This window comes from Streptomyces globisporus, from assembly GCF_003501885.1.
Classification (GTDB): domain Bacteria; phylum Actinomycetota; class Actinomycetes; order Streptomycetales; family Streptomycetaceae; genus Streptomyces; species Streptomyces globisporus_D.
In genome coordinates this window covers 12,797-34,635 of sequence record NZ_QWFA01000033.1, presented here as the reverse complement: position 1 = coordinate 34,635, position 21,839 = coordinate 12,797, and the positions used below count along the sequence as shown (strand labels likewise).

The following is a 21,839-nucleotide window of genomic DNA, read 5'->3' as shown; positions in this document are numbered from 1 at the left end:
GAATCCATGGTCGGTCACCCGAAGAGGTAACCGAATACCGCATCACCCACCCGCTGGTCGGTGACCTCCGCGCCGTTGGCCTCCTCGCGGGCGAACTTCACGGCCTGCTGGAGCTTCTCGATCCGGTCCAGCAGTTCGTTGACGCGCCGCGCGGGCAGCGCCCCGGAGAACTTGACGGTCGTCCAGTACCCGACCGGGATGTCCTCGTAGTACACCTCGACCTGCGCCGGGTGCTTCTCGGTGGCCTCCGCCTTCACATGGTTGCGGGGGACCTTCTTGGTGCGGAGCGTACGGACCGGCTCGGTCTTCCAGGAGTCGGTCGACGGGTCCTGGACCCAGGCCTCGGCCGCGTCCAGGACGGGCAGCTTGCGGACGAAGGTGTTGAGGTCGGTCAGCTGCTTCTCCAGGAAGAGCAGATACGCCACCGGCACCTCGCTCACCAGCACCCGGCCTTCGACCTTGACATCGGCGCGGGCCGAGCAGTTCGCCCAGTCCTTCGTGGCGGTCACATCGAAGAGGCGGGTCAGCGTGGTCGCGGTGTCCCGCAGCACGTCCTCGGCCTTGACCTGGACCAGCGTCGACTCGGGCGGAAGCTGTTCGCCCTCCTCGTCCTTGGGCTGGTAGGTACGGGAGATCCCGGCCAGCAACGCGGCCTTCTGGAGGCCGTGATGGGCCGCCGTCAGGTCCTGGTGCGCCTTGGACTTGACGCCCTTCTCCACCGCGATGATCTGATTGAGTTTCGCCACGTCGAGGACGCTAGCAAGGTCAACGCCCTGCCGACCAAGGGTTTTACCGTACGTAGTGGGGGTCGTCGTCCCCGGCCGTTTCCGGGACGGAGTCACCGGCGAGCAGGGCTCCGAGGGCGGAGACCGGGTCGGGGTCCGGGGCGGCGCGCGGCCACCAGTCGTCGGCGCCGGGGTCGGACTCGTAGCCGTACCAGCGCATGTCCTGGCCGAAGCGGAGCTGGAGCGAACCGGCCGGGTGGGTGAGGTGGTTGCGCCAGGGCGTGAAGCGCGGGAAGCCGGCGGCGGCCAGCGCGGGCCTGGCCCGGTCGAAGGGGCCGGCCGGCGGGTCCCAGGGCGTTTCCAGGGCGGCCAGGCCCTCCGCCTCGCCCTGGCGCCAGGCGGCGACGGCACGGGCCAGGTCGGTGGTGGTCCGGCCGGTGGCGTACGCCAGCTCGCGGTAGAGGGCGCGGGTGGTGGCGGTGAGCCCGGCGGTCGGACGCGCGGCGGCGAGGCGGACAGCGTCCTGCCAGGCGGTGAGCCCAGCCAGCGGATCGCGGCCGGTGGTCAGCAGGGCGTGGGCGCGGGCGACGGCGTCGGTGGCGAGGGCGTCCAGGCCCAGCGGGTCACGGGCGCCGGGCAGGTCCGGGTACGACGGCGGCTGGCCCGGGTGCGGCGGGACGGGGCGGGGCGCCGGGAGCGGCGGCAGGAAGCGGGCGGCGAAGGCCTCGTCCGCCGCGACCGAGGGCATGGCCGGGGCTGCGGGGCGCTCGCGGGCGGAGTGTTCGGCGTTGCGCCGGGCGAGCACGTCCAGCAGCTCGCGCTCACCCCGGCCCCGCATCAGCAGCAGGACGAACGGGTCGCTGTCGAGCAGCAGCGCCGTCTGGAAGCAGAGGGCGGCGACGTGCTTGCAGGGCCGCCCGTGGTCGGGGCAGGTGCAGCTGGGGTCGAGGTCGTCCGCGGCGGGCAGCAGCCGGACCCCGGCCTCCTCGGCCGTCCGGGCCAGGGAGTGCGGCATCTCCTTGGCCAGCAGCGCGGACAGATGGCCGGGCCGCTCGGCGACCGCGTCGAGCAGGGCCTCCCAGCCCGGGTCGGCGAAGGTTCGCAGCCGCAGCTCGGCGCGGTAGGGGCGGGCCCGGCTGCCGTGCACATAGGCGACGACGCGCCCGGGGGTGACGGTGATCGCGGCGACCTGGCCGTCGTCGGCGTACGCCCGGCCGCGGGCGAGGCGGGCTTCGTCCATCGACAGGGACTCCAGCGCGTCCACCCAGGCCCTGCCCCACCAGCTGTCGGCGAAGGGCTCGCCCTCGGCGGAGGTGCGGGCGGGCACCGCCTCGAAGGTGCGGCGCAGGTCGTCCGGGCCGATCCGGGCGCGCGGGGCGGATCTGCGGGCGGCCGGTCCGGTGGTCGGGCGGGGGCTCAGGCGCGGGCTCATGCGGGCCTCCGCAGGGACACGAGGTCGGCGAGGTCCCGGTCGCTCAGCTCGGTCAGGGCGCTCTCCCCGCTGCCGAGCACCGCGTCCGCCAGGGCCCGCTTGGACTCCAGCAGCTCGGCGATCCGGTCCTCCACCGTGCCCTCGGCGACGATCCGGTGGACCTGGACGGGCTGGGTCTGGCCGATCCGGTACGCCCGGTCGGTGGCCTGCTCCTCCACGGCCGGGTTCCACCAGCGGTCGAAGTGGACGACGTGGGCGGCGCGGGTGAGGTTCAGCCCGGTGCCGGCCGCCTTGAGGGAGAGCAGGAAAACGGGGACCTCGGCGGACTGGAAGCGGTCCACCATCCGCTCCCGCTCGGGCACCGGCGTACCGCCGTGCAGGAGCTGGGAGGGGATCGCGCGGGAGGCGAGGTGCGCCGAGAGGAGCCGCGCCATCGACACGTACTGAGTGAAAATCAGGACCGAACCGTCCTCGGAGAGGATCGTGTCGAGCAGTTCGTCGAGGAGGGCGAGCTTGCCGGAGCGGCCCGTGAGCCGGGTGGGCTCCTCCTTCAGATACTGCGCGGGGTGGTTGCAGATCTGCTTGAGCGAGGTCAGCAGCTTCATGATCAGCCCCCGGCGGGCGATGCCCTCGGCCGCCTCGATCCGCGCCATCGTCTCGCGGACGGCCGCCTCGTAGAGCGTGGCCTGTTCACGGGTGAGGGAGACGGGGTGGTCGGTCTCGGTCTTGGGCGGCAGCTCGGGGGCGATGCCGGGGTCGGACTTCTTGCGCCGCAGGAGGAAGGGGCGCACCAGCCGGGACAGCCGCTCGACCGCCTCGTCGTTGCCGAGCCCGGCGGCCGTGTCCGTGCTCTCCACGATCCGGGCGTGCCGGGCCCGGAACGCCTTGAGCGGGCCGAGCAGCCCGGGGGTCGTCCAGTCGAGGAGCGCCCAGAGCTCGGAGAGGTTGTTCTCGACGGGGGTGCCGGTGAGGGCGACCCTGGCCGGGGCGGGGATGGTGCGCAGCGCCTTGGCGGTGGAGGAGTGCGGATTCTTGACGTGCTGCGCCTCGTCGGCGACGACCAGGCCCCAGCTCTGTTCGGCGAGCTGCGCGGCGCTGGATCGCATGGTGCCGTAGGTGGTGAGGACGAACCCGCCGTCCGGATCGCTCAGGCTCCGGTCCGTGCCGTGGAAGCGGCGCACGGGCACGCCGGGGGCGAAGCGGTTGATCTCGCGGTGCCAGTTGCCGAGGAGGGAGGCGGGGCAGACCACGAGGGTGGGCGAGGGGTGCGCCCGGTGCAGATGGAGGGCGATGAGGGTGATCGTCTTGCCGAGGCCCATGTCGTCGGCGAGGCAGCCGCCGAGCCCGAGCGAGGTCATCCGGTCCAGCCAGGCCAGACCGCGCAGTTGGTAGTCGCGCAGGGTCGCGTCGAGGCCGGGCGGCGGTGCGATCGTCGTGTCGTCGGCGAGGAGGCGGGTCCGGAGCGCGGCGAGGGACCCGGCCGGGACGGCGTCGACCCGCTCGCCGTCCACCTCGGCACTGCCGGTGAGCGCGACGGCCAGCGCGTCCACCGGATCCAGGAGCCCCAACTCCCGTTTGCGCGCCTTGCGTACGAGCGCGGGATCGACGACCACCCACTGGTCGCGCAGCCGCACCACCGGGCGGTGCGCCTCGGCCAGGAGGTCCATCTCGGCCTCGGTCAGCCGCTCGTCGCCCAGGGACAGCTGCCAGTCGAAGGCGAAGAGGTGCTCGGCGTCGAAGAAGGACGTGCCGTCGGTGGCCGATCCGGGAGCGGGCCGCACGACGGCGGCCGCGGTCAGCGAACGGGCCAGCTCGCGCGGCCAGCGGACCTCGACCCCGGCGGCGGCCAGCCGGGCTCCGGCGTCGCTCAGCAGCTCGTACAGCTCGTCCTCGGTGATCGCGAGCACATCGGGGACGGCCTGCCCCAGGAGTCGTTCCAGCGGGGCCCAGACGCGGGCGGCGCGGCGCAGGGCCAGCACCGCGTCGACCTGGGAGCGCGGTCCGAACGGCTCGCCCGCGCCGCCGTTCCACAGGGCCGCCGCGTCCACCACGTACGTCGGGTCGGCGAGGCTGTGCACCTGCACGATCGCCGCGGCGGCGGGACGGACCGCCGGATCGTCCGCGCCCTCCGGCCGGGCGGGGCCGTCGGCGGTCTCCGCCTCCTCGCGGGCGGCGGTGACCGCGTAGGTGTCTGCGGTGTCGAACAGCTCGTACGCGGAGAGGTCCAGGCGCAGCGAGATCCGCACGCCCGCGTCGAGGCCCGAGGCCACCTCGACGGCCCAGGCGGCGGCCTGGGGCAGATGCTGGGGCTCGCGGGCGGCGAACGGCGCGCCCATCGCGAACGCGGCGGCGGGCGTGCGCGGCAGCGTGTCGGCGACGGCGTCCAAAAACGCACCGGTCAGCGCCTCGGGGACGGGCAGCCGGGGCGGCTCGGAGCCGGGGACCGGCACCGCGTGCCCCTCGGGCGGCAGGGCGGCGGCGACCGCCCGCAGATGCGCCACGTCCTCGGCGTCCGAAGGGCCGGCCCGCCAGGCGTCGTGGCCGTCCGCCGTGAGTCCGGGGAGGATCCGGCCGCGGGCGACGAGGTGGAGGGCGTGCAGGGCGGCCGCGCCCCAGCAGCGCGTGGCGGGGTGGGCGGACGCCTGCTGCCGGGCCCGGACGAGCAGGGGCAGCGCGTCGGCCACGGACAGCAGGGCAGCGGGCGCCTCTGCGGCGCGGACGTCCCCGGGGCCCGCGGGGTCGTCCGGCCGGACGACCGTGATCCGGGCGGAGGTGTACGGGACGGTGTCGGGGCGCGCGGTCGCGTCCGCGTACGCGAAGGGCGTCCCGGGCCGCTCCGGGGCGGGGTCGGCCCGCCACGGGTCGCCGTCGGGGCGGGAGCCGCCGTCGGCGTGGGGGTCCCAGAAGGCGATGCGGCCTTCCCTGGGAACGGGTCCGGGCAGGAAGACCGCGGGGTGGCGCAGCAGACGGGCGACGTCGGCGGTCCGCGCCTCGCCCTCACGGGTCTGTTCCGTCATGTCCACTCCCCCTCCCCCTCGATCCCCGGTCTCCGGGTCTCCGAAATCCGGGTCTTCGGTCTCCGTCCGCACGGAATGTGCTGACTCCGCGAGTCTAGGCGGGAGGTCTGACACTGCGGACGCCCACCGCATCACCGCAGCTCAGCGGCTGCTCGACCGGTCAGGGGGACGTCCCGGGCACCCCCGGCCCCGCGAGCGGGCCGCCACGCTCAGTGAGGGCGGAAGGGCCGCGGCCGGTGAACCCGCGTCGCTCCGCGGCTCGCCCGGTCGGCCGCGCCCGGGATGCCGGGGGCGGCCGGGCCGGGCAGGGTGGCCAGCGCCAGCACGTCTTTTCCGACGTACCGACTTCGCCGGACGAGCACCGGACGAGCAGACGAGGACCCGCCCATGTCCGTGAACGCTACCGTTCCCCGCCGCCGACGCCGTCTCGCCATCGCCGCCGGAGCCTCGCTCCTCGCCCTCGCCGCCACGGGCTGTTCCGGGCTCGGCCGCACCGCCGTGGGGCCGGTGACGTACACGACGGAGCGCGAAGCGGTGATCCAGGTGAACAGCCCGTCGGTACGCGGCTGCCACCGGATCGCCCCGGCGGGGGCCCACGAGGTGGAGAACGGGACGCTGGTCGACGTGATCCTCTACCGCACCCGGGACTGCACGGGCCGGGGCACGACCTACGTGCCGACCCGGTTCAGCGATGTGACAGCGCCGGGCAGCGGCCCGTGGCGCAGCTACAGCTTCGTGCACTGACCTGCGGACACAGAGCCCCACTCGGTCAGAGCGCCGGGCGGGCCAGCAGCCAGGTGCCGTCGTCGGTGAGGGTGCGTTCCACCGTGAGCCCGGCCGCCGCGAGATGCCCGGCAAGGTCCTCGTCGGACAGTTCACGCGACAGGAAGGTCTGCGTCCACCGCGCGTCGTCGAAGTGATACTCCGCGCGCACCGAGCGCACGCCGTCGCCCACCGGATCGGCCGAGACGATCCGGACCAGGCACCCGGACGGGTCGGTCCGCTCCCACGGAAGCTCCGAGCGGTGCGCCACGCCCTCGCGCTGGACGAGGACGATCCCGTCGTCCCGCACATGGGCACGGCAGACACGCAGCATCCCGTCGCGCACCCGGTGCTCGCCCGCGTGGACCAGGAACGAGCCGAGCAGCACCACGTCGAACCGCGCGTCGCCCAGGTCGAGCGACTCGATGGGGCTGCGCACCGTGCGCGCCCCGTCGATCTCCGCCAGCATCTCCGGCGACTCGTCCACCGCCGTCACCCGGAACCCGCGCCGCACCAGCGGATGGGTCACCCGGCCCGCCCCGCAGCCCAGTTCGAGAATGCTCGCCCCCTCGGGGGCCACACCCGCGATCACGTCCGGCTCCTCGCCGACGGCCAGCCGGCGATACAGCTCCACCGCGCATCCGTCCGGCGTGATGGCTCCGGGACCCGTCCCCGCGTACCCCTCACGTACCAGTGATTCGCCCATGGAGGAGGAACGAGCCGTCTCCGGGCGCGGTTCCCCGCCTCCCTCACCGTTCCGTCCGCCGCTTCTCGTTCCGGGCTCTTTTCGTTCCGCCCCGGGTGGGTCCATGCTGGAGAGTGAGGTGATCGCCATGCGTACGGGCAGTGAGCCGGTGACCGCCCGCAGTCCTCTCCGGATGCGGCTCTGGCTGAGCCTGTGGGGAACGGTCTGGGCCCTCTTCGGCCTGGTGGCCTTCTCGATGAACGGGCGGCCGGGCTGGGCGGCGGCCTGCGCGGTGGTGCTGCTGCTCGCGGTGGTGGACCTCGGCGTGATCACCTACCGCATGCGCCAGGGCCCGCACTACCAGCCGGGCCGTGATGTCCCACCGTACGAACCGGACCACGGCGACGTCCGTCCGCGCGGGCCGGACCCCGGCGCCGCCGACGGCGGACGGCCGGGCGGGGGACGAACCGGCACCGGGGCCCCCTAGGACTTCTCGCAGGGCGGATCGTAGGGCGGCTGGACGACGTACCGCTTCCATTCCTCCTCGCCCAGCGCACCCGAACTCGCGGCGCAGATACGGTTGATGGAGGACTCGACGTCGAGGTCCCAGAGGGTGGCCACGCCGTCGTCGGTGGTGGCCGCCAGGGTGCGGCTGTCGGGGCTGAACGCCAGAACGGCGACGAACCCGGTCTCCACGGTCAGCGGCTGTCCGATGGGGGTGGGACGGTCCGGATCGGTGACGTTCCACCGGTGGATGGTGCCGTTGTCGGTGTGGCCGCCCGCCGCGAGCGTCTTCCCGTCCGGGCTGAACTCCACGGACCACAGGCTGCCGCCGGGGACGATCAACGGCTTGCCCCTGCGCTTCTTGAGGTGGTGGGGGTCGGTGGAGTCCCAGAGGGTGACGACGCCGCGGCTGTTCCCGGTGGCGAGGGTACGGCCGTCCGGGCTGAACGCCACCCAGGTGCTGGTGGCGGCCGGTTGGTCGATCTTCTTCCCGACGCGGGCTCCGGGTTGCTCGGTGCTCCACAGTCCGACGGTGCCGTTGCTTCCGTCGCCGCCGGCCGCCAGGACCGATCCGTCGGGGCTGAAGGCCAGCGACAGGACGGACTTCCCGCCCGAGCCGGAAATACCGGACGCGGAGACGGGGTTTGCGGGGTCGCTGACGTCCCACAGGACGATTTTGCCGTACTCGTCGTCCCCGGCCGCGGCCAGGGTTTTGCCGTCAGGGCTGAACGCGACAGCCAGGATGAGCCCGTTCGCGCCGGTGAGGGGTTCGGACAGCCGAACGGGACGACTGGGGTCGGCGGTGTTCCACAGCGTGACGTTGCCACCGCTGTCACCTGCCGCCAGGGTGCGTCCGTCCGGGCTGAACGCCACGGCGTTGACCGGTTCCTTGCGACCCGCGAGCGGCTCACCGCGAGGAACCGGATTGTTGGGGTCGGCGGTGTTCCACAGGGAGACGGTCGCGTTCTGGTTCGCCGCGGCCAGGGTGCGTCCGTCCGGGCTGAACGCCACGGACGACACGTTTCCTCCCGCTCCGATGATCCGGGTCGGCGGCAGACTCCACAGATCGACGTTGCCGTCGCTGTTGCCGGCGGCGAGAGTCCGGCTGTCCGGGCTGAACACCACATCGGTGACCTGGGAACCGGGGCCGGTCAGCGGTCGGCCCAGGAGAGTGATGGTCTTGGGGTGGGTGACGTTCCACAGGTGGATGCTGTGGTCGGCGCTGCCCGCCGCGAGGGTGCTCCCGTCGGGGCTGAACGCCACCGACAGGAAGGGCTGAGTGGGGCCTTTCAAGGGCTTGCCCAGGCGGGTCGGGCGGTCGGTGTCGGCTCCCTTCCACACGTGGAGCGCGCTGTCCCTCGCCCCGGCAGCCAAGGTCCGGCCGTCGGGACTGAACGCGAGAGCGTACACGGGGCTCCCGGCCTTCACGGTCCGGCCACGGTCGGGACGGTCCGGGTCGGTGAGGTCCCACAGGCCGATCGTGCCGGCTTCGTCGTCGCACGCCCCGGCCAAGGTGTGTCCGGCGGGGCTGAAGGCGATCCGGTGGGAGAAGACATCGGGACAGTGGAGGTTCACCGGCTTCCCCACGGGGCGGGCGGCGTCGGGGCGGGTGACGTCCCACAGACTGACCAGGCCCGCATGCCATCCGGCCGCCAGCGTCCGGCCGTCGGGACTGAACGCCAGCGACTCGACGACCGTGGCGGCGTCGAAGCCCTGGACGCCGGGACTCTTCAGCCGTCCGAGCAGGACGGGGTGGCTGGGGCTCCTCAGGCTCCACAGTTCGGTGAATCCTCCGGAACCGCCGTCGCCGTGGTCGCTGGTGTGGCCGCCGATGGCCAGCACCCGGCCGTCCGGGCTGAACGCGAGCGACCGGATCGACGTGACGGAACGGTCCACCGGAACGGGCCGGCCCAGCACGACCGGGCGTCCGGGATCGGAGACGTCCCACAGCCGGACGAGGTTCTGGTGGAGGTTCCCGGCCGCCAGCATGTGCCCGTCGGGGCTGTAGGCCACGGTTCGTACCCCGTCCGGTGGGCCGGGGAGCCGGGTGGCCAGGGGCGTGTTCGCGGTCGTGAGGAGCCGGGACGCCGCATCCGCCGTCGGGTCCATGCGGTAGGAAGTCAGCGCGAGTTGGGCGGACAGCGAGGGGTCGGTCGGCGCCAGTTGTACGGACGCGGAGGTGACCGCGGCGTTGATCGCCCGGTCGAGTGCCGCCACGGCCTCGTCGGTGGCCTGCCTGGCCTGGGACTCCTGCCGGAAGGCGAAGACGGCGGCCATCGAGGCGACCACGGCCAGGGCGGTGATGGTGGCGACCGCCGCGCGCCGCAGGTGCTGCCCACGCCGCTGGTGGCGGTGGGCGGCCGCCAGGAACGCCCGTGCGGAGCCGCTGAGTTCCGTATCGCGCGTCTCCGACCAGGCCAGGGCGGCCGCCAGCCGGTTTCCGCGATACAGCGCGGCGGCCTCCCGGCCGGCCTGTTCCCAGGCCGCGGCCGCCTCCTCCACCTCTTGTCGTACGAGGTTCCCGTTGCGGTCATGCTCGATCCAGCCCCGTAGCCGGGGCCAGGCACGGATGAGCACCTCATGGGTCATCACGACCGTGTCCTGGTCCCGTGTCAGCAACCGGCCGCGGGTGAAGTCGTCCAGGACTCTGGCGGCGGCCTCCGGGTCCGGTGCGTTACGCAGCAGTTCGTCGTTCCGGACGCGGCGGCGGCTGTCGTCGGCGTCCCGCCCGACGATGACGAGCCGCAGGAACACCCACCGTGCGGCGTCGTGGCAGGGCGGCGGCAGAGTGTCGTAGAGCCTGTTCGCCGTGGTGGCGATGGCACCCTGGATGCCGCCGGTCACGCGGTATCCGTCCACGGTGAGTGTGTGTCCGTGGCGCTGCTGCCAGGTGGCGCGCAGCGCGTGGGCGAGCAGGGGCAGCCGGCCCGTGCTGCCCGTACCGGCCGGCCCGTCCACCGCGCCCAGGTCCGCCAGCAGTACCTCGACCAGGCCGTCCTCGACGTCGAGTCCGACATCGGCGGCGGGGCGCCGGATCGCGTCCTTGAGTTCGGCCTGCGTCATCGGCTCCAGCAGGACCGGTCCGGCCCGGAGTGCCGCCCGGAGCTGCGGATGAGCCGTACACGCGGCGTAGAAGTCCGCGCGTACCCCCAGAACCACGACCGCACCGCCTTCGGGCCGGGCGAGACGGTCGAGCACGTCGATGAGCCATTCCCGTTCGGTCTCGTCCCCGCAGGCCGTGAAGACCTCCTCGAACTGGTCGACCACGACGACCAGCCCCGTCGAGCGGGTCCGGTCGGTGGACACCGCCTCTTCGGCTGCGGTGAGCTCGCGCAGCTCGGCCACACACTGTGCGGGATCGGCCCGCCACTCCGGCACCGTCCGCCGGGCGGTCTCGGCGTCGAGCCCGGCGGCGGCCGCCACCGCCAGGGCCGGGGAGGCCGTCGGGGTGAGCAGCAGCCGTGGCCAGGTGCTGGATCCCGCCACCGGAAGCCGGCCCTCGTCGAGAGCCGGCAGCACTCCGGCCGCGAGCAGGGACGACTTACCGGCTCCCGAAGGGCCGATCAGCACCAGAGGACCGCCCTCACGCATGCGGGCGTCCATCCTCTCGCACACGAGGTGGACCATCCGCTCGCGGCCGTGGAACCACTGTCTGTGCTCGGCGCTGAACGGGGCCAAGCCCGGGTACGGGCACCGCACCCGGTCGGCGCCCGGGCCGGGCACGGTTCTGCGTCCTTCGTCGCCGTGGCGGACGTGGAGGTCCCGGCCCGCCTGGTAGAGGCTGCCTCCGCCGGTCACACTCCCCTGCTGATTCCTCGGCTGCCAGCGGGGCGGCCTGCCGGGGGGCGGGGCGCCGGTGCTGTCCTCCGTCACGACTGTCCGCCCCTGGTGACGTTCATGTCCCGTCCTGCCTGGAACGCGTCGCCACCCGAGACGTGCGCTTCCAGCGTCAGCGAGCCCGTGATCCGCTGCTCCGGAGCCGCGACGGTACGCAGGTCCCCGGCGAGCAACGCGCGCAGCTCGTCCACGGTGTCCGGCCGCGTGGCCAGGAGGCGGATGATCCGGGCCCGCCATTCGGCGGCCAGCAGCCCGGGCAGTTCCGCGTCACCACCGGCCTGCTCCGCCTGGATCAACTCGGCTCGGGCGTCATCGAGTTCCTCCTCGACGCGCTCCGGGTGCGCGGTCCGCCACAGCGACAGGACCGACGCCTTGATCGCGTCCCAGCCGTCCGTCGCCAGCAGGTCGATCAGGCGAGCCGCGGCCGCCGTTGCCAGCCCGGCGAGCTCCACACTCGTCTCCATGTCCTCTTCTCTCTGTTCCTCAGCGCCCGTAGGCAGCGATCGCGGTCATGGTCAGGTGGGAGGCGATGAACACCCGGTCGCCGCCCACCGTCCACCGGAATCCCACGTCGGGCTGGCTCGGGTCGCTGTACTTCCACCTGGCCCTGCCGGTGGCCGCGTCGATGGCCCACAACGTCTTGGCGCTGTCCGTGGCGAAGACGGTGTCGGCCGAACAGAGCGCGTGTCTGCCGCCCAGCCCGAGGGACGCAGTGAAGAGGTTGGCACCGCCCGTGTCACTGGCGCCGTCGAGCGTCGCGACCCACCGGAGCGTGCCATCGGCCATGGACAGGGCCGCCAAATCGCTGCCGATCGGTACGTAGACGGTCGCGCCGTCCGGGCTGGAGAACGGCGTTCCCATGCTGACCCGGTCCCCGTTCCTCGCCTCGAAGCGTTGATGCCACTTCTCGGTTCCGGTGGCCGCGTCGACGACGGAGAGCGTGTCGCCCTTGCCGCCCGCGAAGAGGAAGTTCCCGTCCGCGTAGCCGGTCAACGGCCAGCCGCTGCTGAAGTAGCCCGAGGGATAGCGCAGGGGCACCTTCCAGCCACGGGCGCCCTTCCTGGCGGCGTCGATCATCTGGACCCGGCCGGGCTGCTTCGCCGGGACGGCCGAGGCGGCCAGCAGACGGGAACCGGAGGGCGGCACGAGCACGTTGTTGATGTCCGTGCCCTGCACCTGCCACAGCTTCTTCCCGGTGGTGGCGGACAACGCCCTGATGTAGCCGGTCTTCGGGGCGTCGACCGAGAACTTGCCGTCGCGCACCAAGCCGCATACGTAGACGGTGCCGCCCGAAGCCGCCAGGTACTGCCTGCCGTAGTTCGACACGATCTTGGCCCCGCCCGGATCGCTCGCGGCGAGGCTGACCGCCCACTTCACCTTCCCGTCGGCGGCGTCGAACGCCGCCAGCAGGTCGAACTGCCCCGGTGTCTCGCAGAACAGGTAGAACACTCCGTCCGCGTAGGCCGTGGGGTGGTGGCTCGAGTTCGCACCGAAGGTCTTCCTCGCGTTGAGCGCTTCGAACGCGCGGTCCCCGCTCGCGGCCTCCATGAACGAGGTGGCCTTGTCCGTGACCACCATGACCACCTTGTCGGAGGCTTCCAGACAGGTGGGGGCGCGCTTCCCGGTCCGTGACCAGGCCTTGACGGCGTCGGGTCCGGCCAGCACGACCGGTTCCGGCCCGTCCGCCGATGACGGCGACGGGGAGGGGGCGGACGTGGTGCGCGCGCCCGACGGACGGGTGGGCCGCGCGGTGGTCCCGAGTCCGCCCGCCCGACCCTCGGGGGGCGGGGCCGAGTCGCCGGAGAACGCGAGTGCCGCCGCCCCTCCGCCGAGCAGCGCCGCGCCTCCGGCTATGCCAAGAAGCACGTTCCGGCGGCTGACACCTGTTCCGGGGGCGCGGACCGGCCGTGGCGGAACGGGGACCTGGACGGCACGGGCGGAGCCGACCGCCGCGGCCGCCGCTGCCATGTCGGCGGTCACCGCCGGCGGCAGCCAACCGCCTTCCGGCGCGGGCAGCCCCTGATGCTCCAGGTAGTCGACGAGCTGCTCGGCCGTGGGGCGGTCCGACGACTCCGGGTACAGGCAGCCGCCGATGACCTCGCGCAGCGACGCGGGCAGGGCATCCGTGTCCTGCTCACCTCCGGAAGCGGCGTACAGCACGGTCGACCCGAGGTCGAGCATGTCGTCCGTGGCCGACGGTGGCGGACTCGCGGTGGCTCCCACCAGCCCCAGGGCGCTGATGCGGGGGCCGTCCATGGTCAGCAGCACCGAGTCCGGATCCACCTCACCGTGGACCGTTCCGGACCCGTGGAGGGCGGCCAGCGCTCGGGCGAGGCCGTCGGCGAGCACGCGCAGAGCCGGCTCCGCCAGGGCGCCGTGCCGGTCCACCGCGTGCCGGAGCGGCAGCCCGGCGGTGAACCGGGTCGCCACCCAGGGAACCGGGGCGTCGGCATCGGCATCCACCACGGGTACGAGGAAGGCTCCGGTCAGTCTCCGTGCTGCCTCGACGGAGGCTCGTAACCGGTCCCGGAACCCCGGGGTCGCGGCCAGGTCGGGCCCCACGACCGTGACCGTGACCAGCAATCCCTCGTCCGTGCGGGCTGCGAAGAGTTCGCTTCCGCCGACCGTGCGCCCTCTTCCGAGCAACCCGTACGGCCCGATCCGCCGATTCCGCCCGGCTCCTGGAAGGTCCATCGTCAGCCCCTCACGTCAGGTTGATCGTCTGGTCACGGGCCGCCTGGTAGGCGCTGCCGCCACCGGACACATGGGCCGTCATGGTCGCGGGCGGGCCGGGTTCCGCGGTCGGTGCCGCAGCCGGCCCCGGGCCGGCTGCGGCACCGGGCAGGAGAGCCGCCAGCTCGTCGCCCAACTGCTTCAGGCCGTCCGGCAGATGGGCCTCCGGGACCCGGAGGAACTGCAGGCGTCCCAGCTCCGCGATCTCGACCGGAAGCTCCGAGACGTCGGGCAGCATGGTCGCGTCGCCCAGGAGCACCGGGACCACGCGGTTTCCCGCGCGCAGAGCCGTCGCGATCTCCAGACGGACCCAGTCATGAGCCCGGTCCAGGAGCCGCACACCGTCCTCGCTCCGCGCGTCGAGCCACCCCGGTCCGATCAGTACGCACATGAGCTTGCATGCGGCGGCCTGGTTCACCAGTACCTCGGCGAAATCGGCACCGGGCGGTATCGACTCGCTCGACTTGAAGATCTCCTCGGCCCCCAGGCGGTCGGACAGCGCGCGATAGACGCTCTCCCGCATCCACCGGGAATCCCGTTTACGAAAGCTGAGGAAGACGCGCGGCACAATTACCCTCTCTTCACCAGGAGTTGACTGCGAGGATCGTGCTCACCCTAGGGGCGGAGCAATCCCCCGGCAGCTATTCACCGAGGATTGAATAGCTGCCGTACGTCTCCGTACGCTGGCGGGTATGGACGCGGCAGAGCGCACAGCAGGGACGGCTTCGGCGGGGAACTCCAGCAGCACGCCTCTGCCGCCGGGCGACTTCGGCGTCGTCCTCTCCACGCTCCGGGCACGTCGCGGCTGGAGTGTGCGTGAGGTCGCCCGGCGGGCCAATGTGTCCGAGGGGCAGATCTGCAATCTGGAGAACGGACTGCGCAACCCTTCACCCGCCGTGGCGGCGGCCTGCGACGCGGCCTTCGGTGCCGACGGGGAACTGATCGAGCTGGCCGGGTCCGGGCGCCGCGACACCCGGGACGACGGCATCGTCGACTCCGGACCGGTGATCGCCGGGTACGAGCGGGTCCTGGGGGAGCTGAAGGGCATCGGCAGATCGACCGGACCGAGGTTCGTCACCGCTTCGATCAAATCGATCATCCGCATCCTGACGGACACCGGTCAGCGCGCCGTCGGCGAGCAGCGTGCCGAGATCTGGTTGCTGGCGTCGAAGTTCGCCGAGTACACGGGATGGATGGCGCAGGAGGCGGGAAATTCGGCGGAGGCCTTGCGCTGGACGAATCTCGCGGTCCGCTGGGGTGCGGACGGCGGGGACGAAACGGTGGCCGCGTATGCCCTGACCCGCAAGGCGTTCATCGCCCAGCACCGCGGCGACACCGGCGCGGCGATCGGATTCGCGGATCAGGCGGCCCGGCACCCGGCGGCCAACCCGGTGATCCGCGCCCACGCCGCGCGGCGCGCGGCTCTGGGCCATGCAAGCCGCGGTGACGCCGGAGCCTGCCGGGGCGCGTTGGAGCGGTTCCGGAGCCACGCCGCCGAGAACACCGGCGGCAGCCCACCGCACTGGGGCCCGCGCATCCGGAACGGCAGCTCACATCTGCTCGAAGCATCCTGCCTGCTCGGCCTCCGTCGCTTCGGCCCGGCCGCCGACCTCTTCGCATCCGCGTGCGGACCGGCCGTTCCGTCGGACAGCAACTCCAGGGCCCGCTTCGCGGTGCGGCAGGCGACAGCCCTGGCCGGCCTCGACCGCCTCGACGACGCCTGCCTGATCATGGACGCCACACTGCCCGCGATCAGGCTCATCGACTCCGCCACGCTCCGCGCCGAGCTGGCCCGGTTCGTGGCGGAGGCCCGGTCCCGGAGGGCCGGCCCGGGCCAACTCGCCCTGATCGACGCATCAGCCGCCCTCGCGACCGGCTGACCGTACGGAGTGGGGGCGCGCGGCTGTCCGAAGGCTCCGGGCTGCCGCCCCGTCAGTCCCGCTCGTCGAACTTCGCCGCCCGCAGGTACTCCGGCTTCGGGTCCAGCGCCGCGGCCAGGCGGAAGTGCCGGGTCGCCCGCTCCGGGTTGCCGGAGCGTTCGAAGGTGCGGGCCAGGGCGAAGTGGGCGAACGCGTTGTCCGGCTCGCGCTCCAGGACCAGCTCGAACTCCAGCTCGGCGGGGCGCAGTTGGGCGGCGGCGAAGAAGGCGCGGGCCCGGAGCAGCCGGGCGGCGGTGTTCTCCGGGTGGGCGGCGATCACCGAGTCGAGGAGCTTGACGGCGCCCCGGGGGTCCCGGGCGTCGAGCAGGTGCTCGGCCGCGCGGAAGTCGATGACGTCGGTCTCCGGGTTCCTCTCGGGCACGGTCGCGTCCCTTCCTCTCTCGCGGTCTCCTCGCGCGGGTCCACCGTCGCTTCCTCGCGCGTGTCCAACGTCCGCCCCGGCTCCGCTATTCCGGCCGGAGCGTTCCCGCCGGTCGCGTTACCACCGGCCGCGTTCAGCCGGCGGCGGCAGCCCTGCGGGCCAGCTCGTCCCAGACCTCGCGGACCCGGGCCTCCAGCGCCTCCCGGGGCCCGTCGTTGTCCACGATCAGGTCGGCGACGGCCCGGCGCTCCTCGCGGGTGGCCTGGGCGGTCATCCTGGCACGGGCGTCGGACTCCGTCATTCCGCGCAGCGTCACGAGCCGGTCGAGCTGGGTCTCGGCGGAGGCGTCGACGACCACGACCAGGTCGTAGAGAGGGGCGAGCCCGTTCTCGGTGAGGAGGGGGACGTCGTGGACGACGACGGCGTCCTCGGGAGCCGCCCGCTCCAGTTCGGCCGCACGGGCGCCCACCAAGGGGTGGACGATCGCGTTGAGGGCGGCCCGCCGCCCGTCGTCGGCGAAGACGAGCGCACCGAGCGCCGGGCGGTCCAGGGTGCCTTCGGCGGTCAGGACGTCCGGCCCGAACTCCTCGACGACGGCCGCGAGTCCGGGCGTTCCGGGCTCGACTACCTCGCGGGCGATCAGGTCGGAATCGATGAGGACGGCGCCGTACGAGACGAGCAGCCGCGACACTTCGCTCTTGCCGGCGCCGATGCCGCCGGTCAGGCCCACTTTCAGCATGGGCCGCAGCCTACGGGCCGGTCCCGGGCGGTCAGCCCTCGCCCTCCCGCTCGGCGAGGAACCGCTCGAACTCGCGGCCGATCTCGTCGGCGGACGGCAGGTCGACCGGCTCGGCTACGAGATTGCCGCGCGTCTCGGAGCCGGCGACGGCGTCGTACTGGTGCTCAAGGCCCTCGACGAGGGAGACGAGCTCCTCGTCGCCCTGGCCGATCTGCCGGTCGATCTCGGTCTGGGTGCGGTGGGCCTCGGTGCGCAGGGAGTGCGCGAGCGCGGGCAGCACCAGACCGGTCGCCGCGGTGATCGCCTCCAGCGCGGTGAGCGCCGCGTCCGGGTAGGCGGAGCGGGCCACGTAGTGCGGTACGTGGGTGGCGACCCCGAGGACGTCGTGGCCGGCCTCCATCAGCCGGTACTCCACGAGGGCCTCGGCGGATCCGGGCACCTGGGCCTCGTCGAAGGGGCTGCGGTGGCCGGGCATCAGGTCGGTGCGGTTGCCGTGCGGGGTGATGCCGACGGGACGGGTGTGCGGGACGCCCATGGGGATGCCGTGGAAGTTCACCGCGAGCCGGACGCCGAGGCGCTCGACGATCTGCTCGACGGCGGCGGCGAACCGCTCCCACTCCACGTCCGGCTCCGGGCCCGACAGCAGCAGGAAGGGCGCTCCGGTAGCGTCCTGGACCACCCGGACCTCCAGGGCGGGCGCCTCGAAGGACGCCCAGCGGTCGCGCCGGAAGGTGAGCAGGGGGCGCCGTGCGCGGTAGTCGACGAGCCGGTCGTGGTCGAAGCGTGCGACGACCTGGTGCGGCAGCGTCTCCAGCAGGCCCTCGACGATCTGCTCGCCGGTCTCACCCGCGTCGATGTAGCCGTCGAAGTGGTAGAGCATGACCAGGCCGGCCGACTCCTGCGCCAACGCCATGTCGACGACGGCCAGGCCCTTCGGCTCCCATTCGTACAAACTCTGCGGATCAGGCACGGTTACCGCTCCTCCTCGTGTTCCTAGGCAAGAACACGACCGGCCGCACACGCATTCCCCGCGCCCCGATCTTTCCCCGTCGAGGTCGGGTCACGGCACGTCAATTGCGGTGTGGGTGAAAGCGCTTCATCGCGTCCGGCGTCGCTCCCGCCGATCCTGGTCCAGACCTTGACGCGCCCCGCCGCCGTCCCTAACGTCACTGGACAACGCGTTCAGAGACTCGGCTCGGATTCATGTACGAGAACATCTGGATTCCTCCGACGGGAAGGCACCCCCCATGCGCACCCGCTCCCCCCTCACCGTCCTGCTCACCGCCGCCCTGGTCGCCGGGGGCCTCACCCTGGTCGGCGCCGGGCCCGCGAACGCCGCGGTCATCGACGTGAGCACCGCGGCCCAGCTCAAGTCGGCGCTCACCACGGTCTCCCCCGGCGACACGATCCGGCTCGCCGACGGCACGTACACCGGCAACTTCAAGGCCACCCGGCCCGGCACCTCGGGCGCGCGGATCACCCTCACCGGCTCCAGCAGGGCCGCGCTGACGGCGGGCGGCGGTTACGGGCTGCACCTCAACGGCGCCTCGTACTGGACGGTCCACGGGGTCACGGTCAAGGGCGGGCAGAAGGGCATCATGGCCGACGCGGCGAACGGCGTCGTGATCGACTCGGTGACCGTGCACGACCTCGACATGGAGGGCGTCCACTTCCGTAAGTCCAGCAGGGACGGCGTCCTGAAGAACTCCCGGATCCACGACACCGGGCAGAACGGGCGCGGCATGGGTGAGGGCGTGTACGTCGGTTCGGCCGGCGATCTGTCCGACCGCAGCGACAACGCGCAGATCCTGAACAACACCATCGGGCCGGACGTCGGCGGCGAGTCCGTCGACATCAAGGAAGGCACGACCGGCGCCCGGATCATCGGCAACACCTTCGACGGCCACGGCCTGACCGGCGCCAACTACGACGACTCCTGGGTCGACGTGAAGGGCAACAACGTCCTGGTCGAGGGCAACAAGGGGTCGCGCACCACCAACAACGGCTACGAGACCCACACCCAGCAGAGCGGCTGGGGCTGCGGCACCGTCTTCCGGAACAACTCCTCGAACCTGACCGGGGCCACCGGCGACAAGCAGCTCGCCGTCAACGTCACCAACAACAGCTCCAGTTGCCGCACCACGGTCTACGCGAGCAACACCGTCACCGGCGGCAAGGGACTGACCAACATCGCCGTCACCCCCTAGGCGTCCGCATACGCGAGTGAGGCCCGCCCCCCGAAGGGGACGGGCCTCACCTACCGCTCTACAGCTCTACCGCAGCCGATGAGCCCGCCGGGGTCAGAGCCTCAGCTCTGGCCGCCCGCAAGCTTCTCGCGCAGCGCGGCCAGGGCCTCGTCCGACGCCAGGGCGCCGGAGTTGTCCGCCGACTCCGAGGAGTACGAACCGCCACCGCCACCGCTGCCGCCGGAGGCGGCCGGAGCAGCGCCGGCCGGGGCAGCAGCGCCCTCGGCCGCAGCGGCCTCGTCGGCCTCGCGGGACTTGATGACCTGGGCCTGGTGCTGCTCGAAGCGCTGCTGCGCCTCGGCGTACTGGGTCTCCCAGACCTCGCGCTGCGCCTCGAAGCCCTCGAGCCAGTCGTTGGTCTCGGGGTCGAAGCCCTCGGGGTAGATGTAGTTGCCCTGGTCGTCGTACGACGCGGCCATGCCGTACAGCGTCGGGTCGAACTCGACCGAGGCCGGGTCGCCACCGAAGGACTCGTTGGCCTGCTTCAGCGAGAGGCTGATGCGACGACGCTCGAGGTCGATGTCGATGACCTTGACGAAGATCTCGTCGTTGACCTGGACGACCTGCTCCGGGATCTCCACGTGGCGCTCGGCCAGCTCGGAGATGTGGACCAGACCCTCGATGCCCTCGTCGACGCGGACGAACGCACCGAACGGAACGAGCTTGGTGACCTTACCCGGGACGACCTGACCGATCTGGTGCGTACGGGCGAACTGCTGCCACGGGTCTTCCTGCGTCGCCTTGAGCGACAGGGAGACGCGCTCGCGGTCCATGTCGACGTCGAGGACCTCGACGGTGACTTCCTGGCCGACCTCGACAACCTCGGAGGGGTGGTCGATGTGCTTCCAGGACAGCTCGGAGACGTGCACGAGACCGTCGACGCCACCCAGGTCCACGAAGGCACCGAAGTTGACGATCGAGGAGACGACGCCGGAGCGGACCTGACCCTTCTGCAGGGTGGTGAGGAACGTCTGGCGAACCTCGGACTGGGTCTGCTCGAGCCAGGCACGGCGGGACAGGACCACGTTGTTGCGGTTCTTGTCCAGCTCGATGATCTTCGCCTCGAGCTCCTTGCCCACGTAGGGCTGGAGGTCGCGGACACGACGCATCTCGACGAGCGACGCCGGGAGGAAGCCGCGGAGGCCGATGTCGAGGATGAGACCACCCTTGACGACCTCGATGACGGTACCGGTGACGATGCCGTCCTCTTCCTTGATCTTCTCGATGGTGCCCCAGGCACGCTCGTACTGAGCGCGCTTCTTCGAGAGGATCAGGCGGCCTTCCTTGTCCTCCTTCTGGAGAACCAGGGCCTCGATCTCGTCGCCGACCTTGACGACCTCGTTCGGGTCGACGTCGTGCTTGATCGAGAGCTCGCGGCTCGGGATGACACCTTCGGTCTTGTAACCGATGTCGAGGAGAACCTCGTCCCGGTCAACCTTGACGATGACACCGTCAACGATGTCGCCGTCGTTGAAGTACTTGATCGTCTCGTCGATCGCCGCGAGGAACGCGTCCGCGTCGCCGATGTCGTTGACCGCAACCTGCGGAGTGGTGGCGGTGGTCTCGGTGCTGCTCGTCATGTGGGAAAGGGCTCCGGTACGGACAGAGAGTCGTAGGTACTGCTACGCCGAAAGCCCGTATCGCCTCTGCAGAAGCCGGACAGCCTGGAAAGCGCGCAATCCGTTTCCGGAGAGACGCCTCGACAACCGAGGGGACATGCAACAGACGCGAGCGCGGCCTGCTAGGTCTGAGGCGCGCAGGCTCGCAGCGCAACTTGTAGCATACGGGGGCAGCCGGACAGGGTCAATGCGCGAAGGCGCACACCCGGGGCGCATCGCCCCAAACCCGGCACAACTCGTGTTCTCCGAGGCCACATCGGCCCGAGAACACTACGGCACGGCGCCGCGGGCACGCCTCCGTGCGCCCGGGGCACGCCCCTGGTACGGACCGCACGCGGCGGGTGAAGGCAAACTACAACGACGGGCACGATGAGCCAAGAGATCCACGGGACCTACTCCTCGGAACCCGGAGAACCCGCAGAGTCCCCGGAGCCGGAAGCCACCCGCCGGGTGGCGGACGAGGCCGAGAGCAGCCGGGCCAGCCGCGGCTGGTGGGACCGCAACGCCGACGAGTACCAGAACGACCACGGCGGCTTCCTCGGGGACGACCGCTTCGTCTGGGGCCCGGAGGGGCTCGACGAGGCCGAGGCGGGCCTGCTGGGGCCCTCCTCCTCCCTCAAGGGCCTCGACGTCCTGGAGATCGGCGCCGGGGCCGCCCAGTGCTCGCGCTGGCTGGCCGCCCAGGGCGCCCGCCCGGTGGCCCTGGACCTCTCCCACCGCCAGCTCCAGCACGCCCTGCGCATCGGTGAGGGAATCCCCCTGGTGGAGGCGGACGCGGGCCGGCTGCCCTTCCGGGACGCCGCCTTCGACCTGGCCTGCTCCGCGTACGGGGCGGTGCCGTTCGTCGCCGATCCCGTGCGGGTCTTCCGCGAGGTCCACCGGGTGCTGCGGCCCGGCGGGCGCTGGGTGTTCTCCGTGACGCACCCGATCCGCTGGGCGTTCCCGGACGAGCCCGGGCCCGAGGGGCTCTCCGTCGCCGCCTCCTACTTCGACCGCGTCCCCTACGTCGAGCAGGACGAGGCCGGTAACGCCGTCTATGTGGAACACCACCGCACGCTCGGCGACCGGGTCCGGGACGTGGTGGCGGGCGGTTTCCGGCTGGTCGACCTGGTCGAACCGGAATGGCCCGCCTGGAACGACCAGGAGTGGGGCGGCTGGTCCCCTCTCCGGGGCAACCTGATCCCGGGCACGGCGATCTTCGTGTGCGAGCGGGACTGACCGTCCGGACCGCGTCCGCCC

The 21,839-nt window shown here is 72.3% G+C and carries 17 protein-coding genes; 5 read left to right on the top strand and 12 right to left on the bottom strand.

The annotated features are described in order from the left end of the window. Window positions 1-14 precede the first annotated feature (14 nt). The 3 genes from D3105_RS08210 to D3105_RS08200 are packed head-to-tail and all read right to left on the bottom strand — an operon-like array spanning window position 15 to window position 5,174. A complete protein-coding gene (locus tag D3105_RS08210) occupies window positions 15-746 on the bottom strand; it encodes a hypothetical protein (RefSeq protein WP_030814029.1) in 732 nt (243 codons plus the stop codon). A gap of 43 nt (window positions 747-789) precedes the next feature. Continuing rightward, complete coding sequence (locus tag D3105_RS08205; RefSeq protein ID WP_425315726.1) at window positions 790-2,145, bottom strand: SWIM zinc finger family protein; 1,356 nt, start codon at window positions 2,143-2,145, stop codon at window positions 790-792. A gap of 8 nt (window positions 2,146-2,153) precedes the next feature. Then, complete coding sequence (locus D3105_RS08200) at window positions 2,154-5,174, bottom strand: DEAD/DEAH box helicase (RefSeq protein WP_118901608.1); 3,021 nt, start codon at window positions 5,172-5,174, stop codon at window positions 2,154-2,156. Between the two features lie 387 nt (window positions 5,175-5,561). Between D3105_RS08200 and D3105_RS08195 the strand changes: the two genes are divergently transcribed. Further along, window positions 5,562-5,918 carry a hypothetical protein gene (locus D3105_RS08195; protein ID WP_118901553.1) on the top strand — a complete coding sequence of 119 codons (357 nt, stop codon included), beginning with the start codon at window positions 5,562-5,564 and terminating at the stop codon, window positions 5,916-5,918. A 25-nt stretch (window positions 5,919-5,943) separates the two neighbouring features. Here the strand turns inward: D3105_RS08195 and D3105_RS08190 are convergent, their stop codons facing one another. Then, window positions 5,944-6,642, bottom strand: a complete 699-nt coding sequence (locus D3105_RS08190; RefSeq protein WP_118901550.1) for a class I SAM-dependent methyltransferase — start codon at window positions 6,640-6,642, stop codon at window positions 5,944-5,946. A gap of 103 nt (window positions 6,643-6,745) precedes the next feature. Here D3105_RS08190 and D3105_RS08185 point away from each other — a divergent pair, with 103 nt between their 5' ends. Then, a complete protein-coding gene (locus D3105_RS08185) occupies window positions 6,746-7,108 on the top strand; it encodes a DUF6343 family protein (RefSeq protein ID WP_107410972.1) in 363 nt (120 codons plus the stop codon). Here D3105_RS08185 and D3105_RS08180 read toward each other — a convergent pair. The 4 genes from D3105_RS08180 to D3105_RS08165 form a co-directional block, all read right to left on the bottom strand. Then, on the bottom strand, window positions 7,105-10,998 hold the full coding sequence (locus D3105_RS08180; RefSeq protein ID WP_123947571.1) for a hypothetical protein: 3,894 nt from the start codon (window positions 10,996-10,998) through the stop codon (window positions 7,105-7,107). The two genes, D3105_RS08185 and D3105_RS08180, sit on opposite strands and share 4 nt — an antisense overlap. After that, window positions 10,995-11,426 carry a hypothetical protein gene (locus D3105_RS08175; RefSeq protein WP_118901544.1) on the bottom strand — a complete coding sequence of 144 codons (432 nt, stop codon included), beginning with the start codon at window positions 11,424-11,426 and terminating at the stop codon, window positions 10,995-10,997. The genes D3105_RS08180 and D3105_RS08175 overlap by 4 nt, the downstream gene beginning before the upstream one ends. 19 nt (window positions 11,427-11,445) lie before the next feature. Further along, window positions 11,446-13,524, bottom strand: coding sequence for a PQQ-binding-like beta-propeller repeat protein (locus D3105_RS08170; RefSeq protein WP_240646841.1), 2,079 nt, complete (start codon window positions 13,522-13,524; stop codon window positions 11,446-11,448). A 142-nt stretch (window positions 13,525-13,666) separates the two neighbouring features. Beyond that, window positions 13,667-14,263, bottom strand: a complete 597-nt coding sequence (locus tag D3105_RS08165; protein ID WP_118901537.1) for a toll/interleukin-1 receptor domain-containing protein — start codon at window positions 14,261-14,263, stop codon at window positions 13,667-13,669. Window positions 14,264-14,387: 124 nt separating this feature from the next. On the opposite strand from D3105_RS08165, the gene D3105_RS08160 reads away from it, so the two are divergent. Continuing rightward, the gene (locus D3105_RS08160) at window positions 14,388-15,575 is read left to right on the top strand and encodes a helix-turn-helix domain-containing protein (RefSeq protein ID WP_118901534.1); all 1,188 of its coding nucleotides are present in this window, start codon (window positions 14,388-14,390) and stop codon (window positions 15,573-15,575) included. A gap of 52 nt (window positions 15,576-15,627) precedes the next feature. Here D3105_RS08160 and D3105_RS08155 read toward each other — a convergent pair whose 3' ends face one another. From D3105_RS08155 to D3105_RS08145, 3 genes are all read right to left on the bottom strand, one after another. Further along, window positions 15,628-15,996: a tetratricopeptide repeat protein gene (locus tag D3105_RS08155; protein WP_006123722.1), complete on the bottom strand. Its 369-nt coding sequence runs from the start codon at window positions 15,994-15,996 to the stop codon at window positions 15,628-15,630. Window positions 15,997-16,129: 133 nt separating this feature from the next. Continuing rightward, window positions 16,130-16,735 (bottom strand): dephospho-CoA kinase, encoded by a 606-nt coding sequence (gene coaE / locus D3105_RS08150; RefSeq protein ID WP_118901531.1) that lies wholly within the window; start codon window positions 16,733-16,735, stop codon window positions 16,130-16,132. A gap of 31 nt (window positions 16,736-16,766) precedes the next feature. Further along, entirely contained in the window at window positions 16,767-17,705 is a 939-nt protein-coding gene (locus D3105_RS08145; RefSeq protein WP_010061217.1) for a PAC2 family protein, read from the bottom strand. Window positions 17,706-17,982: 277 nt separating this feature from the next. Between D3105_RS08145 and D3105_RS08140 the strand changes: the two genes are divergently transcribed. Then, complete coding sequence (locus D3105_RS08140) at window positions 17,983-18,942, top strand: right-handed parallel beta-helix repeat-containing protein (protein ID WP_118901528.1); 960 nt, start codon at window positions 17,983-17,985, stop codon at window positions 18,940-18,942. A 101-nt stretch (window positions 18,943-19,043) separates the two neighbouring features. Here D3105_RS08140 and rpsA read toward each other — a convergent pair whose 3' ends face one another. Continuing rightward, window positions 19,044-20,561 carry a 30S ribosomal protein S1 gene (gene rpsA, locus D3105_RS08135; RefSeq protein WP_003969826.1) on the bottom strand — a complete coding sequence of 506 codons (1,518 nt, stop codon included), beginning with the start codon at window positions 20,559-20,561 and terminating at the stop codon, window positions 19,044-19,046. Between the two features lie 408 nt (window positions 20,562-20,969). Here rpsA and D3105_RS08130 point away from each other — a divergent pair, with 408 nt between their 5' ends. Beyond that, entirely contained in the window at window positions 20,970-21,818 is an 849-nt protein-coding gene (locus tag D3105_RS08130; protein WP_118901525.1) for a class I SAM-dependent methyltransferase, read from the top strand. Window positions 21,819-21,839: the final 21 nt, after the last annotated feature.

Bases quoted from the DNA above. Each gene is read 5' to 3' on its own strand.
- D3105_RS08200 (WP_118901608.1), bottom strand. From the start codon at position 5,174: ATGACGGAACAGACCCGTGAGGGCGAGGCGCGGACCGCCGACGTCGCC.
- D3105_RS08195 (WP_118901553.1), top strand. From the start codon at position 5,562: ATGTCCGTGAACGCTACCGTTCCCCGCCGCCGACGCCGTCTCGCCATC.
- D3105_RS08190 (WP_118901550.1), bottom strand. From the start codon at position 6,642: ATGGGCGAATCACTGGTACGTGAGGGGTACGCGGGGACGGGTCCCGGA.
- D3105_RS08185 (WP_107410972.1), top strand. From the start codon at position 6,746: ATGCTGGAGAGTGAGGTGATCGCCATGCGTACGGGCAGTGAGCCGGTG.
- D3105_RS08175 (WP_118901544.1), bottom strand. From the start codon at position 11,426: ATGGAGACGAGTGTGGAGCTCGCCGGGCTGGCAACGGCGGCCGCGGCT.
- D3105_RS08160 (WP_118901534.1), top strand. From the start codon at position 14,388: ATGGACGCGGCAGAGCGCACAGCAGGGACGGCTTCGGCGGGGAACTCC.
- coaE (WP_118901531.1), bottom strand. From the start codon at position 16,735: ATGCTGAAAGTGGGCCTGACCGGCGGCATCGGCGCCGGCAAGAGCGAA.
- D3105_RS08140 (WP_118901528.1), top strand. From the start codon at position 17,983: ATGCGCACCCGCTCCCCCCTCACCGTCCTGCTCACCGCCGCCCTGGTC.
- rpsA (WP_003969826.1), bottom strand. From the start codon at position 20,561: ATGACGAGCAGCACCGAGACCACCGCCACCACTCCGCAGGTTGCGGTC.
- D3105_RS08130 (WP_118901525.1), top strand. From the start codon at position 20,970: ATGAGCCAAGAGATCCACGGGACCTACTCCTCGGAACCCGGAGAACCC.